Annotated in this window: 11 protein-coding genes; 4 read left to right on the top strand and 7 right to left on the bottom strand. The window is 66.3% G+C overall.

Going from position 1 to position 16,788, the window contains the following annotated elements; genetic code table 11:
* Window positions 1-4 precede the first annotated feature (4 nt).
* The 5 genes from VN706_22300 to VN706_22280 all read right to left on the bottom strand — a co-directional run bounded on the left by VN706_22300 (window position 5) and on the right by VN706_22280 (window position 7,024).
* Entirely contained in the window at window positions 5-577 is a 573-nt protein-coding gene (locus tag VN706_22300) for an HAD family hydrolase (protein HXT18378.1), read from the bottom strand.
* Window positions 574-1,926 carry an L-seryl-tRNA(Sec) selenium transferase gene (selA, locus tag VN706_22295; GenBank protein HXT18377.1) on the bottom strand — a complete coding sequence of 451 codons (1,353 nt, stop codon included), beginning with the start codon at window positions 1,924-1,926 and terminating at the stop codon, window positions 574-576. Before selA ends, VN706_22300 begins: the two co-directional genes overlap by 4 nt.
* Window positions 1,923-3,251 carry an Ig-like domain-containing protein gene (locus VN706_22290; protein ID HXT18376.1) on the bottom strand — a complete coding sequence of 443 codons (1,329 nt, stop codon included), beginning with the start codon at window positions 3,249-3,251 and terminating at the stop codon, window positions 1,923-1,925. Before VN706_22290 ends, selA begins: the two co-directional genes overlap by 4 nt.
* Entirely contained in the window at window positions 3,248-6,070 is a 2,823-nt protein-coding gene (locus tag VN706_22285; protein ID HXT18375.1) for a valine--tRNA ligase, read from the bottom strand. The genes VN706_22290 and VN706_22285 overlap by 4 nt, the downstream gene beginning before the upstream one ends.
* 69 nt (window positions 6,071-6,139) lie before the next feature.
* On the bottom strand, window positions 6,140-7,024 hold the full coding sequence (locus tag VN706_22280) for a BON domain-containing protein (GenBank protein HXT18374.1): 885 nt from the start codon (window positions 7,022-7,024) through the stop codon (window positions 6,140-6,142).
* Between the two features lie 152 nt (window positions 7,025-7,176).
* Here VN706_22280 and thrS point away from each other — a divergent pair, with 152 nt between their 5' ends.
* The 4 genes from thrS to VN706_22260 are packed head-to-tail and all read left to right on the top strand — an operon-like array spanning window position 7,177 to window position 13,705.
* Window positions 7,177-9,156, top strand: a complete 1,980-nt coding sequence (thrS, locus tag VN706_22275) for a threonine--tRNA ligase (protein HXT18373.1) — start codon at window positions 7,177-7,179, stop codon at window positions 9,154-9,156.
* Window positions 9,137-11,053 carry a cytochrome c biogenesis protein CcdA gene (locus tag VN706_22270; protein HXT18372.1) on the top strand — a complete coding sequence of 639 codons (1,917 nt, stop codon included), beginning with the start codon at window positions 9,137-9,139 and terminating at the stop codon, window positions 11,051-11,053. Before thrS ends, VN706_22270 begins: the two co-directional genes overlap by 20 nt.
* Before the next feature lie 17 nt (window positions 11,054-11,070).
* Window positions 11,071-12,756, top strand: coding sequence for a PQQ-dependent sugar dehydrogenase (locus tag VN706_22265; GenBank protein ID HXT18371.1), 1,686 nt, complete (start codon window positions 11,071-11,073; stop codon window positions 12,754-12,756).
* Window positions 12,757-12,802: 46 nt separating this feature from the next.
* Entirely contained in the window at window positions 12,803-13,705 is a 903-nt protein-coding gene (locus VN706_22260; protein ID HXT18370.1) for a hypothetical protein, read from the top strand.
* A 19-nt stretch (window positions 13,706-13,724) separates the two neighbouring features.
* On the opposite strand, the gene VN706_22255 is transcribed toward VN706_22260, so the two are convergent.
* Together VN706_22255 and VN706_22250 are read right to left on the bottom strand one after the other, a co-directional pair.
* Window positions 13,725-16,370, bottom strand: a complete 2,646-nt coding sequence (locus VN706_22255; GenBank protein ID HXT18369.1) for an ABC transporter permease — start codon at window positions 16,368-16,370, stop codon at window positions 13,725-13,727.
* Window positions 16,367-16,717 carry a PadR family transcriptional regulator gene (locus tag VN706_22250; protein ID HXT18368.1) on the bottom strand — a complete coding sequence of 117 codons (351 nt, stop codon included), beginning with the start codon at window positions 16,715-16,717 and terminating at the stop codon, window positions 16,367-16,369. The genes VN706_22255 and VN706_22250 overlap by 4 nt, the downstream gene beginning before the upstream one ends.
* Window positions 16,718-16,788: the final 71 nt, after the last annotated feature.

Below are 16,788 nucleotides of genomic sequence, written 5' to 3'. Positions count from 1 at the left end.
GATTCTATTCAACTCCGGCGGATGGTGGAAGCGTATGCAGATATGTCGCGACGGCCTCGCCGAGTGAATCGGCGGTGATGAATCCTTCGCGCAGGCCGCGCTCGAGATCGGCGCGCGGTGTCGATCCGACGTCGAGGAGGATGCCAAGTCCCCCGAGCTCGCGGGCGGGCGCCACGTCGCGCCAACGGTCGCCGGTAAAGAGTGAGCGGGCAGGGTCGAGCGAGAGCTCGGCGATGGCCTGCCGATACAAGCCAAGGCCCGGCTTTCGGCAGTCGCACGAACCGGTGATGGACGGGTGGTGCGGGCACATGTATGTCGCGGTGACGGCTGCGCCTTCAGCGTGAAGCATGGCGTCCACACGCCGGCGCACGAGCTCGTAGTCGTCGGCGGTGAGATAGCCACGCGCGATGCCCGACTGATTCGTAATGATCACCGGCACGACGCCCGCGTCGGTCAGCTGCCGGATCGCCGCCGCGGCGCCGGGGAGCAGCTGGACGTCGTCTGGATCGCCCACGTAGTTGGCGTCACGGATGATCGTGCCGTCCCGGTCGAGAAAGGCGGCGGGACGACGTGTCACGTGAGGATCGCGCGCAGTCGCGACACCACCGCCTCATCCTGCGCCGGGAATACAGCGCGCAAATCGAGCAGGACCCGGTCGTCGTTCACGCGGCCGACGATCGGCGGCTCTCCGCCTCGCAGCGCTTGTTCGATCGCCGTCGCGGCTCCGTCGATCGCGAGCGCCACGGACGGAATGCGCGCGTCGGGAAATGCGCCGCCGCCGACGCTCGCCTCACTGTCGGTGATGCTCACGCGAGCGGAGCCGAGCTGATGAAGCATGCGGTCGGCGCGCTCGCGCAGGTCGGCCACCGAGCACGTCAGCTGCGCGAGCGCCGGAATTTCGCGCAGTGCCCGCGCCGGATCCCGATACAGCGACAACGTTGCCTCGAGGGCGGCCAACGTCAGCTTGTCCACGCGATAGGAGCGCGTGAGCGGGTTGCGACGAACTCGCTCGATGATCTCGCGCGAGCCCAGGATGAGTCCCGCCTGCGGCCCTCCGAGGAGTTTGTCGCCGCTCATCGTCACGACGCTCGCTCCGGCGGCGAGCGCGTCGCGCGCCGTGGGCTCGCCGCTCAGGCCGAACTCGTCGAGTCGCAGCATCAGCCCACTGCCGAGATCGTGAATCAGCGGAAGTTTGTGCTCGGCCGCGAGCGTGCCGAGCTCGCGCGAGCTTGCTTCGGCGACGAATCCGGTCAGCGCAAAGTTGCTGCGATGCACCTTGACCAGCGCGCCGGTGGCGCTGCCGATCGCTCGGCGATAGTCATCGAGGTGCGTGCGATTGGTCGTTCCCACCTCGACGAGTGTCGCGCCGCTTTTCTGCATGATGTCAGGCACGCGGAAGCTGCCGCCGATCTCGACGAGCTCCCCGCGCGACAGAATGGCGTCGCGACCGTCGGCGACGGTATTCAGCACGAGCACCAACGCCGCCGCGCAGTTGTTCACGACCAGCGCGTCCTCGGCGCCGGTGAGCTCGCGCAACAGCGCGGCGCAGTGCACGTACCGGCTGCCGCGCGATCCGCGTTCGAGATCGTATTCGAGATTTGTGAATCCGCCGGCGATGCGGGCGATGGCGTCGATCGCGACGGCGGCGAGCGGCGCGCGGCCGAGATTCGTGTGCAGCACGACGCCGGTCGCGTTGATGACCTGCTGCAGCGAGGGCCGCGTGGCGCGATCGAGCCGCGACGATACGGCCCGGGCCCACTCCCCTTCGTCGGCCGGCGCGGAGGCCGGCGTCTGCCGCGCGGCGTCGAGCGCGTCGCGAATGGCGTCCACGACCAGGCTCCGCGGCGCGCGCTCGAGCAGCGGTCGGACCGCGCGGCTGTCGAGGAGCGCGTTCACGCTGGGCAGGGCGCGTCGCGCGTCGGTCATCGGAGGATGGGCGGACGACCTGTCGGAGGTCGACCCGTAGGCGGTCTACCTGTAGGTGGTCTACCTGGGGTCGAGGGCCGACGCGTCGTGTCGGTGGGCGAGCGCCTGGTCGTGTCGCGCGGAACGGGCTTCGGGACCGTGAACGTTCGAGCGATGGGCCGGGACTTTCCAAGCAGATTGCGTATGCCGCGCGCGCTCAGGCGATAGCTCTTGCCGACCAGCATCGGCGTGGTCGGCGCCACCTTGATGACGATCGTGTTCTCAGGGGGAAGCTGACTTGGCTTCGGCGGTGGCGGCGGCGGGCGGAAGCCCGGGACTTGTGGCGCCGCGGCGGGCGGTGGCGTCGGCGCGGGCGGAGCTGCTCGCGCCCCCGCGGTGTCCGGCCGGGCTCGCGCCGCGGAATCGGCGCGCACGGAATCCGCGACCGCCTTCGCGTGATTGAATGCCGCCGCCCATTGCACCGACGTGATCTCGAGCTGCGACGAATCCGGACGCTGCAAGGTGAAGAGCGCGGGCTGCAGCGGGAGTAACGGATCGAGCGGGCGATCGAACTCCACGTGCAGCGTCACGCTGTCGTCCACCGTGAAGCGCGAGAAATTCGCGGCGATGGTGTCGCGCTCGATCGCCAACAACTCGACCGTGGGCCGAAACGTCGTGACCTGCGTCGTCACCGTATCCCACTTTTCTCCGCGGTCGAGCGTGCGATTCGAATTCGCGTCGATGATCGCGCGAACGCGGTAGCTGCCCGCGGCAAGCGGACCGACGTCGAACTGGCCCAGTGAATCCGTCGCCGTGATGTAGGCGAGCGTGGTATCGCCGACCACGGACGCTTCGACGTACGCGCCACGCGCGGGCTGTTGCGTCGCCCAGTCGAACACGCGGCCGATGATGCCATACGGCGGAAAGCTGGCGCCGGTCGCGAACAGAATGGTCAGTGCATCCTTCCGAACGTTGCCGCGCAGATCGGCCAGTCCCGGCAACATCGTGATGCGATACGCGGTGTTGGCTCGGAAGCCCTTGCGCGGCTTGAGCGTGATTCGGTCGCGATGCCAGCTTACCGACGCGGCGCCGTCGCGCGGCGAGATGAGAAAAAGCTGATCGAGGTCCGTCGCCGATCCGGACGGCCGGTCGCTCACGACCTCGTCGAACTTGATCTCGGCGCTCTTGATGTTGACGTTGGTCGCGCCCGACTCGGGCGAGATCGAGACGATCTTCGGAGGATCGTGTCGTTCGGGACCGCCGGGCGGCGTGCCGGCCGAGGCGCACGCGATGAGGCCGACGCCCACCGCCGCGGCCGTCCAGCGGAGCGTGGTTGGAATGCTCACGCTCCGCACAGGGATTTCACCTTGTCCTCGAGTTGATCTCGCTTGGATTTCATCTCCTCGAGGATGGCGCGGTCGTTCGCGACGACGTTGGCCGGCGCGCGCTCCAGGTATTTCGCGTTGTTCAGTCGCCCCTCGCGCGACGCGATCTGCTTCTCGAGCTCCGCGACTTCGCCGCGCAGGCGGCCGCATTCTTTCTCGACGTCGATCAGACCGGCGAGCGGCACGATGATCTCGGTGCCGCCTCCGATCACGGCGTGCGCCGCGGCCCCCTCGGGCGCCGTGTCCACCACGCGCACCTCGGCACGGGTGAGGCGGGCGATGGTGCCCGACTCGCTCTCGAACACAGCGCGCGGACTGCCGCCGTTGCCGCCGTTGCCGCCGTTGCCGCCGTTGCCGCCGTTGCCCGCGGCCTTCGGCCGCACGAGCACGTCGATCATCTTGCCGGGCGGCACATTGTTGTCGCCGCGAATTTGCCGAATCGCGAGCACGGCCTCGCGAACGGACTCGAATTCCTGCGCCGCGACGGTTTGTGTGGCGCGCTCCCGGGCGGGCCACGGCGCGGTCGCCAGCAATTCACCGGCGCGGTGTCCCGGCAATTGCTGCCACAGCGCTTCGGTCACGAACGGCACCACCGGGTGCAGCAGGCGCAGCGCGTTGTCGAACGCGTGCACGAGCACCGCGCGCGCGACCTCGCGGTCCGGTCCCGACACCTCGAGACGTGACTTTAGAGATTCCAAATACCAATCCGCTAATTCATTCCAGACGAAGCGCCGAGCCGACTCCGCGTACTCATTCAGCCGCAGGCCCGCGTAGCGCTCGGCGTCGGTCCACACGTGCGTGTCGGGCGACTCGTGCGGCGTCGTCGGCTGCAGCGGTCCGAGCGCGCGATCGCATTCCTCGATCGCCGTGTCGAGCCGCGACAGAATCCACTGGTCCGCGCGCGTGAGCGACGCCGCATCGAGCTGCGACACCGCGCGCACCGGATCGTTCCCGACCCGATCGAGTAAAAAGCGTCCGATGTTCCAGAGCTTCGTGCCGAAGTTGCGGCCCGGCGCGAACGACTTGTCGATGTCGTCCGGATCGAGAATGACGTCGGTGCCCATGCCCATGCCGGCGATGAGCGTCCAGCGCAGCGCATCGGCGCCGTACAACTTGATCACGTCCTGCGGATCGATTCCGTTGCCCAGGGACTTCGACATCTTGCGATGCTGCGTGTCGCGCGCCGTGCCGTGCAGATACACCGTGTGATACGGCGCTCGGCCCATGAATTCGTAGCCCGACATGATCATGCGCGCCACCCAGAAAAAGAGAATCTCCGGCGCCGTCACGAGCGTGTCCGTCGGATAGAACGCCGCCAGATCGGGCGACTGCTCGTCTGGCCAGCCGAGGGTCGAGATCGGCCACAGCCACGACGAGAACCACGTGTCGAGCACGTCTTCGTCCTGTTTCACCGGGCATCCGCAGTACGGGCACTCGGTGAGATCCTCGCGGCTCACGATGATGTCCTGCGGCGGATCGCAGTCCTTGCAGTACCAGACCGGAATACGATGACCCCACCACAGCTGCCGCGAGATGTTCCAATCACGAATGTTGGTGAGCCAGTTGACGTACACCGCCTCCCACCGCTCCGGCAGAATGCGAATGGCACCGTCGCGATGTCCCTGAAGGGCAGGGCGGGCGAGCGGCTCCATCTTCACGAACCACTGATCCGACAGGCGCGGCTCGACCACAGTGTCGCACCGATAGCAGTGCCGCACCGCATGATTGTGCGTTTCCACTTTCTGCATCGCGCCGCTCGCGCGCAGCATCTCGACGATGCGATCGCGTGCGTCAAATCGATCGAGCCCGCTCAACTCCGCCGGCACGCGTCCGTCGGCGTCCTTCACCTCGCGCACGAGGCCGCGTTCGTCGATCACGATCGGCATCGGGAGCGAGTGCCGCTTGCCCACCTCGAAGTCGTTCGCATCGTGCGCCGGCGTGATCTTGACGACGCCCGTGCCGAACGCGGGGTCGGCATATGCGTCGGGCACCACGGGAATCGCGATGTTCACCACCGGCAGCATCACGTGCTTGCCGATCAAATCGCGATACCGCTCGTCATCGGGATTCACCGCCACCGCCACGTCGCCGAGCATCGTTTCGGGACGCGTGGTGGCAACGATGAGCGTGCGGCCCGGCTGGCCCTGCACCGCGTAGGCGATGTGATACAGCTTTCCCGTTTCGTCGTTGAACTCCGCTTCCTCGTCGCTCAACGACGTGAGGCACCGCGGACACCAGTGAATCACGCGGTAGCCGCGATAGATCAAGCCGCGCTCGTACAGCCGCACGAACGCCTCGCGCACCGCGCGCGAGAGCTCGGGCGACAACGTGTACGCGGTGCGCGACCAATCCGCCGACGCGCCGATGCCGCGCAACTGCTCGAGGATGACGCCACCTGTTTCGGCGACGAAACCTTCCGTCCGCTGCACGAACGCGTCGCGGCCGAGATCGAAGCGCGTCTTGCCTTCAGCCGCCAGCTGCTTCTCGATGACGTTCTGGGTGGCGATGCCGGCGTGATCGGTGCCCGGCACCCACAACGCGTTCGTTCCCTTCATTCGCGCCCAGCGAATGATGACGTCCTGCACCGTATTGTTGAGCCCATGGCCGACGTGCAGAATCGCCGTCACGTTCGGGGGCGGCATGACGATGGTGTACGGCGCGCGATCGCCGCCGACACGATTGGAGTCGTCGGCGTTCGCGTGAAACACCCCGGCGTCGAGCCACCGCCTGTAGATCTCGGGCTCGGTGCTGGCGAAATCGAATCGGTCTGGCAGGGACATAGGTGGTTCTAAGATAAAGGAAAGGGCCGCTTTTCAGCGGCCCTCGAATCACTCAACCGTGAAAGCGGATCAATATCGATCCGAGCTCTCGGTCTGCGCGCCACCCGAGTCCTTGGTGGCGTCGATTCGTGCCGCTTGTCTGTCCGCCTCGAGCGGATTCGCAACGTGGTCCCCCTTGGGGACACCGGTCGGCGCGACGGGCGCGCCGCCCGTGCGATCGCCACGCACGGACTTCTTCGACCGCGAGCGACGTTCGGCCAAACCTTCGACGTCGTCTGCGGCGTTGCGCACCGCGTCGTCCGCGCGCATCCAGCGATCCTCGAGCGGAACCTTAGGACTGGCGTGACGGTCAGGCTCGTCGGAGCTACCCTGGCGGCGGCGGCCCGTTCCCACTTGGCCGCCTTCCCAGTGCGCTTCGGTCAACGAAGGATCGCCTTCACGCACGCGACGCGCGGCTTCCTCGAACCGCCGCTCTTCGTCGCCGATCGCAATGCGATTCACCACGGTGTCCACGCCCGGGACGCCGCGGGCAACGGTCACGGCGTGCTGCGCCTCGCTCTCGTCTTCGACCCAGCCCGCGAGCTCGATCACACCGTCGGAGATCGAGCCGATGTCGATCGCGCGCTCTGAGAGAATGGGATCGTTGCGATAGGCCTCGAGCACCCGCTCCTCGAGTCCCGCGTCGTAGTCGCCGCCCTCGAAGTCGTCGGACTCGTAATCCTCGAATTCGTCCTCGCCTTCGTCGTCGGCGGTCGCGTAGCGCTCGCGGAACGATTGGGCGCTGTCGCGCATCTGCTCACCGCGGCGCGCGATCTTCGACTTGAGGCCACTGAAGCCGCCCACGCGTTGCGCCACGATCATCCCGACGGCGAATCCCGCCACGGCGCCAGCCAGGACGCCGAGTATGGTGCCGGTGGATGAGGATTCCTCCTCACGATAGCGGAACGGTGACATAGCGCGTGAATCCTGTGGCGGAGGTTGTTGCAGAGGGATAATTTACGCGGACAGAGCAACTGGGCAAATCCGTTGCACGGCGTGCAAAAAGAGGGCCATTTTTTGTTGCCGGATTCCTCGGTCGCTTCGCTCCCTCGGAAATAACAACCTAGATGATCGATCGTCCCGCTGACTCCGAAGAAAAGCAATTAACCCTCACGCTGCCCGACGGTTCGCAGCGCACGGTGCCCGCCGGCACGCTCCCCTCGGAAGTCGTCAAGTCGATTGGCGAACGCCTCTTGCAGGCCGCCGTCGCGGTCGAAGTCAACGGCGCCATTCAGGATCTCGTCACGCCGCTGCGCGCGAGTGGCTCGTTCAAGGTGCTCACCGACCGCGATCGGCACGCACTCGACGTTCTGCGCCACTCGGCCGCGCACATCCTCGCGACGGCCGTCAGGCGCCTGCGCCCCGACGCGAAGATCGGATTCGGTCCCTCGATCGATGACGGCTTCTACTACGACTTCGAGGTCGCCGAGCCGTTCACACCGGACGACATAACGGCGTTCGAGAACGAGATGCGCAAAGTCACGGCGGAGAAGTATCCGTTTGTCCGCGACGAGGTGAATCGCGCCGAAGCACAGAAACGCTTCGCCGACGATCCGCTCAAGCTCGAGCGGCTCTCGGAGCTCGGCGACGATGAAGTCATCTCGACGTACACGGATGGTCCGTTCATCGACCTGTGTCGCGGCCCGCACGTGCCCGATACGTCCCGGCTCAAGCACTTCAAGCTGACGCATACGGCTGGCGCCTATTGGCGCGGCGACTCGAAGCGTCAGATGCTGCAGCGCATCTACGGCACGGCCTTCTTCAAGAAGGAAGATCTGGACGCGCACTTGGCCCGCATCGAAGAGGCGAAGAAGCGCGACCATCGCCTGCTGGGCAAGCAGCTCGACTTGTTCATGATGCACCAGTTCTCGCCCGGCGCGGTGTTCTGGACCGAGCGGGGTACGGTGTTGTTCAACGCGCTGAATGATTTCATTCGCGAGCGCCAGCGCGACGACTTCAAGGAGATCAAGACGCCGCTGCTCTACAACAAGGGGCTGTGGGAGATCTCGGGGCACTGGGGCAAGTACCGCGAGAACATGTTCCTCGTGCTCGATACCGAGACGGGCGAGCATGACTTCTCGCTCAAGCCGATGAACTGTCCGTCGCACTACTTGCTCTATCAGTCGCACAAGCATTCCTATCGCGAGCTGCCGCTGCGGTACGTGACGTTCGACGTGCTGCACCGGAACGAAGTGACGGGCGCGTTGTCCGGCCTCACGCGCGTGCGCCAGTTTCAGCAGGACGACTGTCACGTCTTCATCCGCGAAGATCAAATCGCGAGCGAAGTCGCGTTTCTGTTGCAGTTCATCCTCGGCTACTACGCGACGTTCGGCCTGAGCGCGACGGTGAAGTTTGCGACGCGCCCCGAGGTGCGCATCGGCAGCGACGAGTTGTGGGATCGCGCGGAGTCGGCGCTCAAGGCGGCACTCGAGAGCACGGGGCACGAGTTCGAGCTCAAGCCGGGCGACGGCGCGTTCTACGGGCCGAAGATCGACTTCGACGTCACCGATTCGATCGGCCGCCCATGGCAGCTGGGGACGATTCAGCTCGACTACAACGCGCCCGAACGGTTCGAGCTCACGTACGTCGGCGAGGACAACGCGGCGCATCGTCCGGTGGTGATTCACCGGGCGGTCAGTGGCTCGCTCGAGCGGTTCATTGCGATTCTCATCGAGCATTTCGCGGGGGCGTTCCCGGTGTGGCTCGCGCCCGAGCAGGTCCGCGTGCTGCCGATCACGGACGACTATCGTGAATACGCCGAAGCGGTGCAGAAGCGATTACATGACGCGGGCGTGCGCGTTCATCTCGACGCACGCTCGGAGACGCTCAAGTACCGCGTGGCCGAGGGCGCGAGAATGAAAGTCCCGTACATGCTGGTCGTCGGAAAACGAGAAGCGGAACAGGGGACCGTGGCCGTCAATGTGCGCGGCGCGGGCAAGGAGCAGAAGCCCAACTCGATCTCGCTCGACACGTTCGTGCAACGCGTCGTCGAGGAGAATCGGACGCGCGCGCTGACGCTGAGCGCGCATGCGAGTGATGGCACCTGACGTCGGTGCGCACCGCATAATTGTCGCCGCGCTCATTGGAATGTCAGTCGCGCGGCCGTCCATCGGTCGCGCGCAGGAACATCCGATCGCCATCACCGCCCGCGTCGCCGGCTCGAGTGCCGTGCGGCCGGGCGGTCGCCTTTCGCTGGTGGTTCGCGCCGAGATTCCGAAAGGCTGGCATCTGTACGGCCTGACGGAGCCGCCCGGCGGCCCGATCGCGACCTCGATCGACATTGGCCCGTCCATGTTCGCCGGAGTCGCCGGTCCGGTCGGCGCGCCGAAGCCGGTCGTGGCGATGGACCCGAACTTTCAGCTCGAGACCTCGACGTACGACGATAGCGCGACGTTCACCGTTCCGGTGACGATCGATCCGATCGCGCGCGGCAAATTCGCGCTGCTCGTTCGCGTCGGCTATCAAACGTGCAACGCGCGATACTGCTTGCCTCCACGCGAGGACACGGCGCGGGTCGACGTGCGGGTCGAGGGCACCCCGGTCGCCGGGTCTGTCGCGGGCGGCGGCGGCGTGCAGGGAGCATCAGCATCCGCGCCCATCACGGAACACGGGACCTCCGGCCGCGAGAATCTGCTGCTCTTCGTGTGGTTGGCGGCGACGATGGGCGCGCTGTCGCTCCTTACGCCATGCGTGTTCCCGATGGTGCCCATCACCATCTCGTATTTCAGCACGCGTGCGTCGGGGCGCCGCGGCCGCGCGGTTGCGGACGCCGCGCTGTACGCGCTCGGCATCGTGGGCGCGTTTACGGGATTGGGGCTCGGCATGTCGATCGCGTTCGGGACCGCAGCGCTCAGCCGATTCGCGGCGAACCCGTGGCTCAACCTCGCGATCGCCGCCCTGTTCGTGGCGTTCGCGTTCAGTTTGTTCGGAGCGGTCGATCTCGCGCTCCCGTCAAAGGTGATCAATCGCGTCGACGCGTTGTCGCGCGCGAATCGGTTCGGGCGCGCCGGCACCACGTTGCTGATCGGCGCGACGTTCGCGTTGACGTCGTTCACCTGTACGGCGCCGCTCGTCGGCACGCTGCTCGTGTCGGCGACACAGGGCAACTGGCGGTGGCCCGCGATCGGCTTGTTCGTGTTCTCGTGTGTCTTCGCGCTGCCATTCCTCGTGCTGGCGCTCGTGCCGCGGGCACTGACGCGACTGCCGCGAAGTGGCGCCTGGATGGTCGCTCTCAAGGGAACGCTGGCGTTTCTCGAGTTGGGCGCCGCGCTCAAATTTCTGTCGAACGCCGATCTGGTGAGTGGCTGGGGCGTGTTCACCCGCGGCGTCGTGCTCGCGGTGTGGGCGGCGCTCGCGCTGCTGCTAGCGGGATATTTGTCCGGGGTGCGCGTCGGTGTCCGCGGGCTAACGTTCTCTCGTACGCGCTACTGGGTTGGTGCGGCCGTCGCAGTCGTCGCTGGAGTGTTCTTTGCTTCGGGCATCGGTGGCCGGCGCCTGGGCGAAGCGGAGGCGTTTCTGCCGCCCGCGGGGTCCGGCGCCAGCGGGATCGTTCGGTCCCGCGAGCTGATCTGGCGCATCGATGATTACGAGGGCGCGCTCGCCGAGGCGCGCGCGACGGGGCGACCGGTCTTGATCGATTTCACGGGCTACACGTGCACGAACTGCCGCTGGATGGAAGCGAACATGTTCCCGCGCGAGGACGTTCGTGCGCAGCTGGGACGTTTCGTGCGTGTGCGATTGTTCACCGACGGCCGCACCGAGCGCGACCGCGAGCAACAGCTCTTCGAGCAAGGCCGGTTCAATACGGTGGCGCTTCCGCTGTACGCCATCATCGACGCGTCCGGAACGCCCGAGCGAACCTTCCTCGGCATGACGCGCAGCGCGGCGGAGTTCATCCGCTTCCTGAACGGCACCGGCCAGCGCGCAGGCAGCGCGTCGAACTGAAGACATTTGGAGGAGTGATGTTGGCTCGTTGTCGATCCCTCGTCGCCGCCGCGTTCTGCGTCGGCGCGATCACGGCGTGCGGAAGTGATTCCACGCCGCCCATCGTGACCGCGCGCGTCGACGTGACGGCGCCAAACGCGTCGCTCATCGTCGGCGCCACCGAGCAGTTGGCAGCCGTCGCGCGAACGAGCGATGGATCGGCGGTTACCGCCGCGACTTTCACGTGGACTTCCGACAACGTGCAGGTCGCGTCGGTCAGCGCCAGCGGCCTGCTGACCGCGGTTGGTGCGGGCAGCACGACCATTCACGCGACGAGCGGCGGAGCCAGCGGGAGCGTCGCGATTACGGTCACGCCGCAGCCCGTCGCCACCGTCGCCATTCGCGCTGATACCAGCACATTCACGATCGGCGACACGCGGACGCTGGTCGTCACGGTCAAGGATGCCAACGGCAACGATCTCACCGGACGCACCGTGACGTTCACGAGCTCCGATACCTCGGTCGCGACGGTGCGCACCGGCGGTGTGCTGACTGCCGTCTCACCGGGCAGCGTGACCATCACCGCGCAGTCCGAAGGCAAGAGCGGCACGGCGACGTTCACCGTCGTGCGTGGCGCACTGCCGCATCTCGCGCTGCAGCTGATCGCGAGCGGCGTCAGCGGACGATTCATGTCCGCGCCACCCGGCGACTCGCGCTTGTTCCTGGGGACGGTCGACGGGCGCATCTTCATCATTCAAAATGACCAGATCCTTCCCGATCCGTTCCTCGATCTTCGCGACCGCGTCAACAAAGGTGTGAACGGCCTGTACGCGTTCGCGTTTCACCCGCAGTACGCGAAGAACGGATTCATTTATGTGGATTACGTCGACACGCTGTTCAACAACCGTGTCGAGCGCTTCACGGTGTCGAGCGATCCGAACAAGGTGAGCACCTCGACGGCGCAGCCGATCATCGAGATCGATCATCCGCCGCCGTTCGATCATTACGGTGGGTGGATGGCGTTCGGTCCGGACGGAAAGCTCTTCATCTCGACGGGCGACGGCGGCGCCGGCGACTCGGAGAACGCGCAGAACAAGAACCTCTTGCTCGGAAAGATCCTGCGGCTCGACGTCGATGGCGGTACGCCGTACGCGGTGCCCGCCGACAATCCGTTCGTCGGCGTCGCGAACGTGAAGCCCGAGATCTGGGCGTACGGACTTCGTAATCCGTTCCGGGATTCGTTCGACCGCGTGACCGGCACCCTCTACGTTGCGGATGTGGGCGAAGACGACTGGGAAGAAGTGAACGCCGTCTCGCCGACACGCGCGGGCGACGACTTTGGCTGGAACAAGCTCGAGGCCACGCATTGCTCGCCCGAGAGCACCACCGGCTGCAGCGATCCGGGCTCCATCGTGCCGGTGTTAGAGTATTCTCATCCCGGCCGTCCCGGCGCCTTGACGTCGACGCACCCGACCGGCTGCTCCGTCACCGGCGGGTACGTCTATCGCGGCAACAAGCTTCCCGCGCTTCGCGGCAGCTACTTCTATGCGGACTTCTGCGCCGGCTGGATTCGGAGCTTCCGGCTTCAAAATGGCGTTCCCGTGGATGCACAGCAGTGGTTCGACAACGTCGGGTCGATCATGTCGTTTGCGGAAGACGGTGCGGGCGAGCTATATGTAATGACGTTCGAGGGAAAGATTTATCGAATTGTCCCGGGGCCGTAGCTGACGTAGCTGCCGAACCACCGGGGACTTCGCGTGAGGAGGACCAATGATGTGGTCCGCTGGACGTCGGTTGTTGACGCTCGCCGCAGCGTTAGTCGTTGTCACGAGTGCGGCGAGCCTGGCGCAAACACCGTCGCAACCATCCGCGCAAGCGTCGGCAACGCGGGTGCCGGCGTACCGCCTTCGCCTCCTCGGCGTCTTCGACGAGGCGAGCGGCGACCCGGTCGATAGCGTCAAGGTCACCGACGTGGTCACGGGGATGTCGTCACAGACGACGAAAACCGGCACCGTCGCTCTCGTCTTTCTTCCCGACGGCGGCAGCCTCGTTCGCCTTCAAAAACTCGGCTATGAGGTGCAAACACTTCTGGTCGCGATTTCGCCGTCGGATACCACGCCGGTCACCGTCGTATTGCGGCGCGTGACGCAGCTCGGCGCTGTCGTCACCAAAGCCGACTCGGCGCCGCACTACTTGTCCATCGGGCTGCGCGGCTTCGAGGAGCGGCGAAAGACCGAGAGTGGGTATTTCGTCGATGAGAAGGTGTTGCGCGCGAACGAGGGACGTCCGCTGGCGAACGTGCTCGCCTCGCGCGCGCCCGGCTTCAAGGTGGTACAGAATCCGAAGGGCTACGCGTCGTCGGCGATCCTGCTGCTCAAGTCACCGCGGTGCGCGTCGGGCGGACCACCGCAGGTCTATCTGGACGGCGTGCCGCTCGCACCCGATCTGCCGATGGGGTACAGCCCGCCGAGCGATACGCACGTGCACGGCGTGCTCGAGAAAGGAAGCGGCGGCGGACTCTCGTTGGACGAATTGCCGTTCGACCTCTCGAAATACGACGTCACGACGCTCGGCGCCGTGGAATGGTATCCCGACAGCGACCTGCTGCCCATCGGTTTTGCGCACACGTCCGGCCGGTGCGGCGCGCTCATGCTCTGGACCCGCGAACGGTGACGCAGCGGTTTAGTATTCTCTAATCAGCCCGAATCGCCGTCACCGGATCCACCGACAGCGCGCGCCGCGTCGGCACGATACACGCCGCGAGCGCCGCGCCGATCAACACGACGCCGCCGACGGTGAACGACAGCGGGTCCAGGCGCGTCACGCCGTGGAGCTGTGTTTCGATCAGCTTGGTCCCCCACACCGCGGCGATCAAGCCGACGACGGCGCCGCAGACCGCGAGTGCCGCGGCCCGGCCGACCACCGCCCGCGCGATTCGGCCGCCGTTCGCGCCGAGGGCGACGCGAATGCCGATCTCGCGCGTCTGCTGCGCCACCGTGTACGACATCACGCCATAGAGACCGACACTGGTCAGCATGAGCGCGAGCGCGGTGAAGATCGTCAGCAACATCGTCACGTAGCGCGGCGTGGCGATCGACGCCGACACTCGCTGCAACACGGACTCGGGTGGCGCAGGACGCTTGATGCCCAGCTCCTTCAGATATGCCGTCGCCGGGGCGAGCGACCCTGCGTCTCCCGCGACGCGGGCGAGCACCACGACCTGGTCTCCGATCTTGTCGAGCGGCACGTACAGCATCGGCGCCGTCGATTCGGCGATCGGCCCGTTCGTCTGCGCATCGTTGACCACGCCGGCGATCGTGAGCCACGGCTCGGAGTCAGTCTGCGCGATGCGCAATCGCCGACCGACCGCGGTTCCACGTGCCCAGTGCTTTCGCGCGAAGCTCTCGTTCACCATCACCTGATGGCCGGCGTCGGTCGTGTCCGAGAACACGCGGCCTTCGACGATGTGAATGCCCATCGTCGCGAAATAGCCCGGCTGCACCTTGTTGATGTCGATGAACGACGAGCTTTCGTGCGGCGGCGGCGCTTCGCCGCCAATTTCCAGGCGTCCGATGCTGAACCAGCGCGAGCCTGGAGCGACACTGGCGGCGCTCGCGCTGCGTACCGTCGGAAGCTGATGCAGCCGAGCGAGGAATCCGGCGAGCGCTTCGCGCTTCGCCGCGTCGCTCGCCAGCGACGGCGCCTTCAGCGGAACGTTGAACGTGTACAGGCCCCGTGGCTCGAATCCGAGATTCGTATTCTGTAAACTGCTCACGCTGCGCACCAGCAACACCGCGCCGACGAGCAGCATCGCCGCGAGACCCATCTCACTCACGACGAGCAGCGCACGACCGCGGCCATGGCGGCGCGTGCCGCCCGCCGTCGCGAGCGAGCCGGCTTTGAGCGCATCGTGCGTCGCGTGCCGCGATGCCTGCACGGCGCTGATGATCGCGAAGAAGGCGCCGCTCACCAGCGCGATGCCGATGCCGATCGCGAGCGTCGTCCCGTCGAGGTGCGCTTGCTGAAGCGTCCGCAGCGAGTTTGGCCGCTTCGCGATGAGCGCGTGGAGCCCGGCCCAGCCGACGAACAGCCCGGCGAGTGTGCCGATCCCACTCAGCAGCAAGCTCTCGGTGAGTAATTGCCGGAGCAATCGGCCACGCCCGGCGCCGAGTGCGGCGCGGATCGCGAGCTCGCGCTGCCGGGTCGCGCTGCGCGCGAGCAAGAGATGCGCGACATTCGCGCATGCCACGAGCAACACCAGACCGACCGCCGCGGCGAGCATGATCAACGAGTCGCGGAACGCGACGCGTTGCGCCGGCGTCGTGACGACGGCACGGAATGGGATTTTACCGCCAGTAAATCCCGCCGAGCGCGCGAAGATCGAATCAAGCTCCTTCGCCGCGGTTGCGGGCGTAGCCCCGGGCCGCAAGCGTCCGATCACCGACATGCCGAGCGCATCATTGCGGACGTCGAGCGGAAGCCACACGGCTGTAGGCTGCGACCCGTTCGCGAGGCGGATGTCGTGCATCACGCCGACGATCGCGTACGTCGAATCGTTGAGCGTGAGCACTTTGCCGAGCACGTCGCGACTTCCGTCGAGTCGGTCGCGCCAGAAGGATTCGCTGACCACGGCGACGCGGCCGCCGCTCTCGATGTCAGCGTTCGTGAACATCCGGCCAAGCATGGGGCGCATGCCTGTGAAGTCCGTGAACGACGGAAACACCGCTTCCGCCATGATGGTGCTTGGCTCGCCGCTCTGTGTCTTCAGCCGCTTGGGTCCGAGTGTCGATCCAAGCAGCGTCTCGAAGCTGCGCGAGCTTTGCATCCACGCGCGCATCACCGGCGCCGACGGCGTGATGGTGACTTGAATGCCGGTGTTGTTGCCGCCGCTCGGCTGCTGATTGACGTAGACGATGCGATCCGCGTGCGGATAGGGCAGGGGATGCAGCAGCAGCGTGCTCACGACGCTGAACACCGCCGTCGTCGCACCGATGCCCAGCGCGAGCGTGATCACGGTGACGACGGTCCACATCTTCTGTCGCGCGAGGCCCCGCAGCGCGAAGCTCGTATCCTGCCGGAGATCGTCCAGGTATTCGGTGCGCTGCATGCGTTCCTCGCGGTGGCGTGCGGCTTGGAGTAATCGGGCGCGTGCGTCGTGGAGCGGACCAAAGCGGCGAACCGCCTCGGCATACGCGGCGTCGGGCGAGCGACCTTCGTCGATGAGTTGCTCGGCCCGCAGTGCGAGGTGGATCTTGATCTCCTCCTCGACTTCGCGTTCCCAGCGGTCGCGCCGGCGCAGCGCGAGCCAGAGGACGCGGCGAATACCCTGGCGAATCATGCGGTGGGGCCGGTCGCGGTCGCCCCTTTCGCGGTGAGAATGTCGGTCACCGTGTCGGCGTACTGTTTCCACTGCTTCGTTTCCGCTCGCAGATGTGTGCGCCCGGCCGCCGTGAGCTTGTAGTAGCGCGCGCGGCGGTTGTTCTCGGTGACGCCCCACTCGGCCTGGAGGAGGCCGCGCTCCTCGAGCCGGTAGGCGGCCTGGTAGAGCGCCGAGTCGTCGATGTCGAGCGATCCGTTGGCGGCGCGCTCGAGCCAGGAGACGATCTCGAATCCGTGCATCGGCGCCCAGGAGAGGGCGCGGAGGACGAGCAGGTCGAGGGTGCCTTTGAGGACGGGGAGCTTCATAGTTTCAGATGCTCTATTGAGAGTCTGGATAGAACATGGTGGGGCTGATGGGGTGAGTCAAGAGGGGAATG

The organism is Gemmatimonadaceae bacterium (assembly GCA_035606695.1).
Classification (GTDB): Bacteria; Gemmatimonadota; Gemmatimonadetes; order Gemmatimonadales; family Gemmatimonadaceae; genus JAQBQB01.
Note: the sequence above shows the minus strand (reverse complement) of the source record. Positions and strands in the feature narration are given on the sequence as shown.

Excerpts from the sequence above, each read along its gene's own strand:
- VN706_22255 (HXT18369.1), bottom strand. The coding sequence starts at position 16,370 with ATGATTCGCCAGGGTATTCGCCGCGTCCTCTGGCTCGCGCTGCGCCGG.
- VN706_22250 (HXT18368.1), bottom strand. The coding sequence starts at position 16,717 with ATGAAGCTCCCCGTCCTCAAAGGCACCCTCGACCTGCTCGTCCTCCGC.
- VN706_22280 (HXT18374.1), bottom strand. The coding sequence starts at position 7,024 with ATGTCACCGTTCCGCTATCGTGAGGAGGAATCCTCATCCACCGGCACC.
- VN706_22285 (HXT18375.1), bottom strand. The coding sequence starts at position 6,070 with ATGTCCCTGCCAGACCGATTCGATTTCGCCAGCACCGAGCCCGAGATC.
- selA (HXT18377.1), bottom strand. The coding sequence starts at position 1,926 with ATGACCGACGCGCGACGCGCCCTGCCCAGCGTGAACGCGCTCCTCGAC.
- thrS (HXT18373.1), top strand. The coding sequence starts at position 7,177 with ATGATCGATCGTCCCGCTGACTCCGAAGAAAAGCAATTAACCCTCACG.
- VN706_22270 (HXT18372.1), top strand. The coding sequence starts at position 9,137 with ATGCGAGTGATGGCACCTGACGTCGGTGCGCACCGCATAATTGTCGCC.
- VN706_22260 (HXT18370.1), top strand. The coding sequence starts at position 12,803 with ATGATGTGGTCCGCTGGACGTCGGTTGTTGACGCTCGCCGCAGCGTTA.
- VN706_22265 (HXT18371.1), top strand. The coding sequence starts at position 11,071 with ATGTTGGCTCGTTGTCGATCCCTCGTCGCCGCCGCGTTCTGCGTCGGC.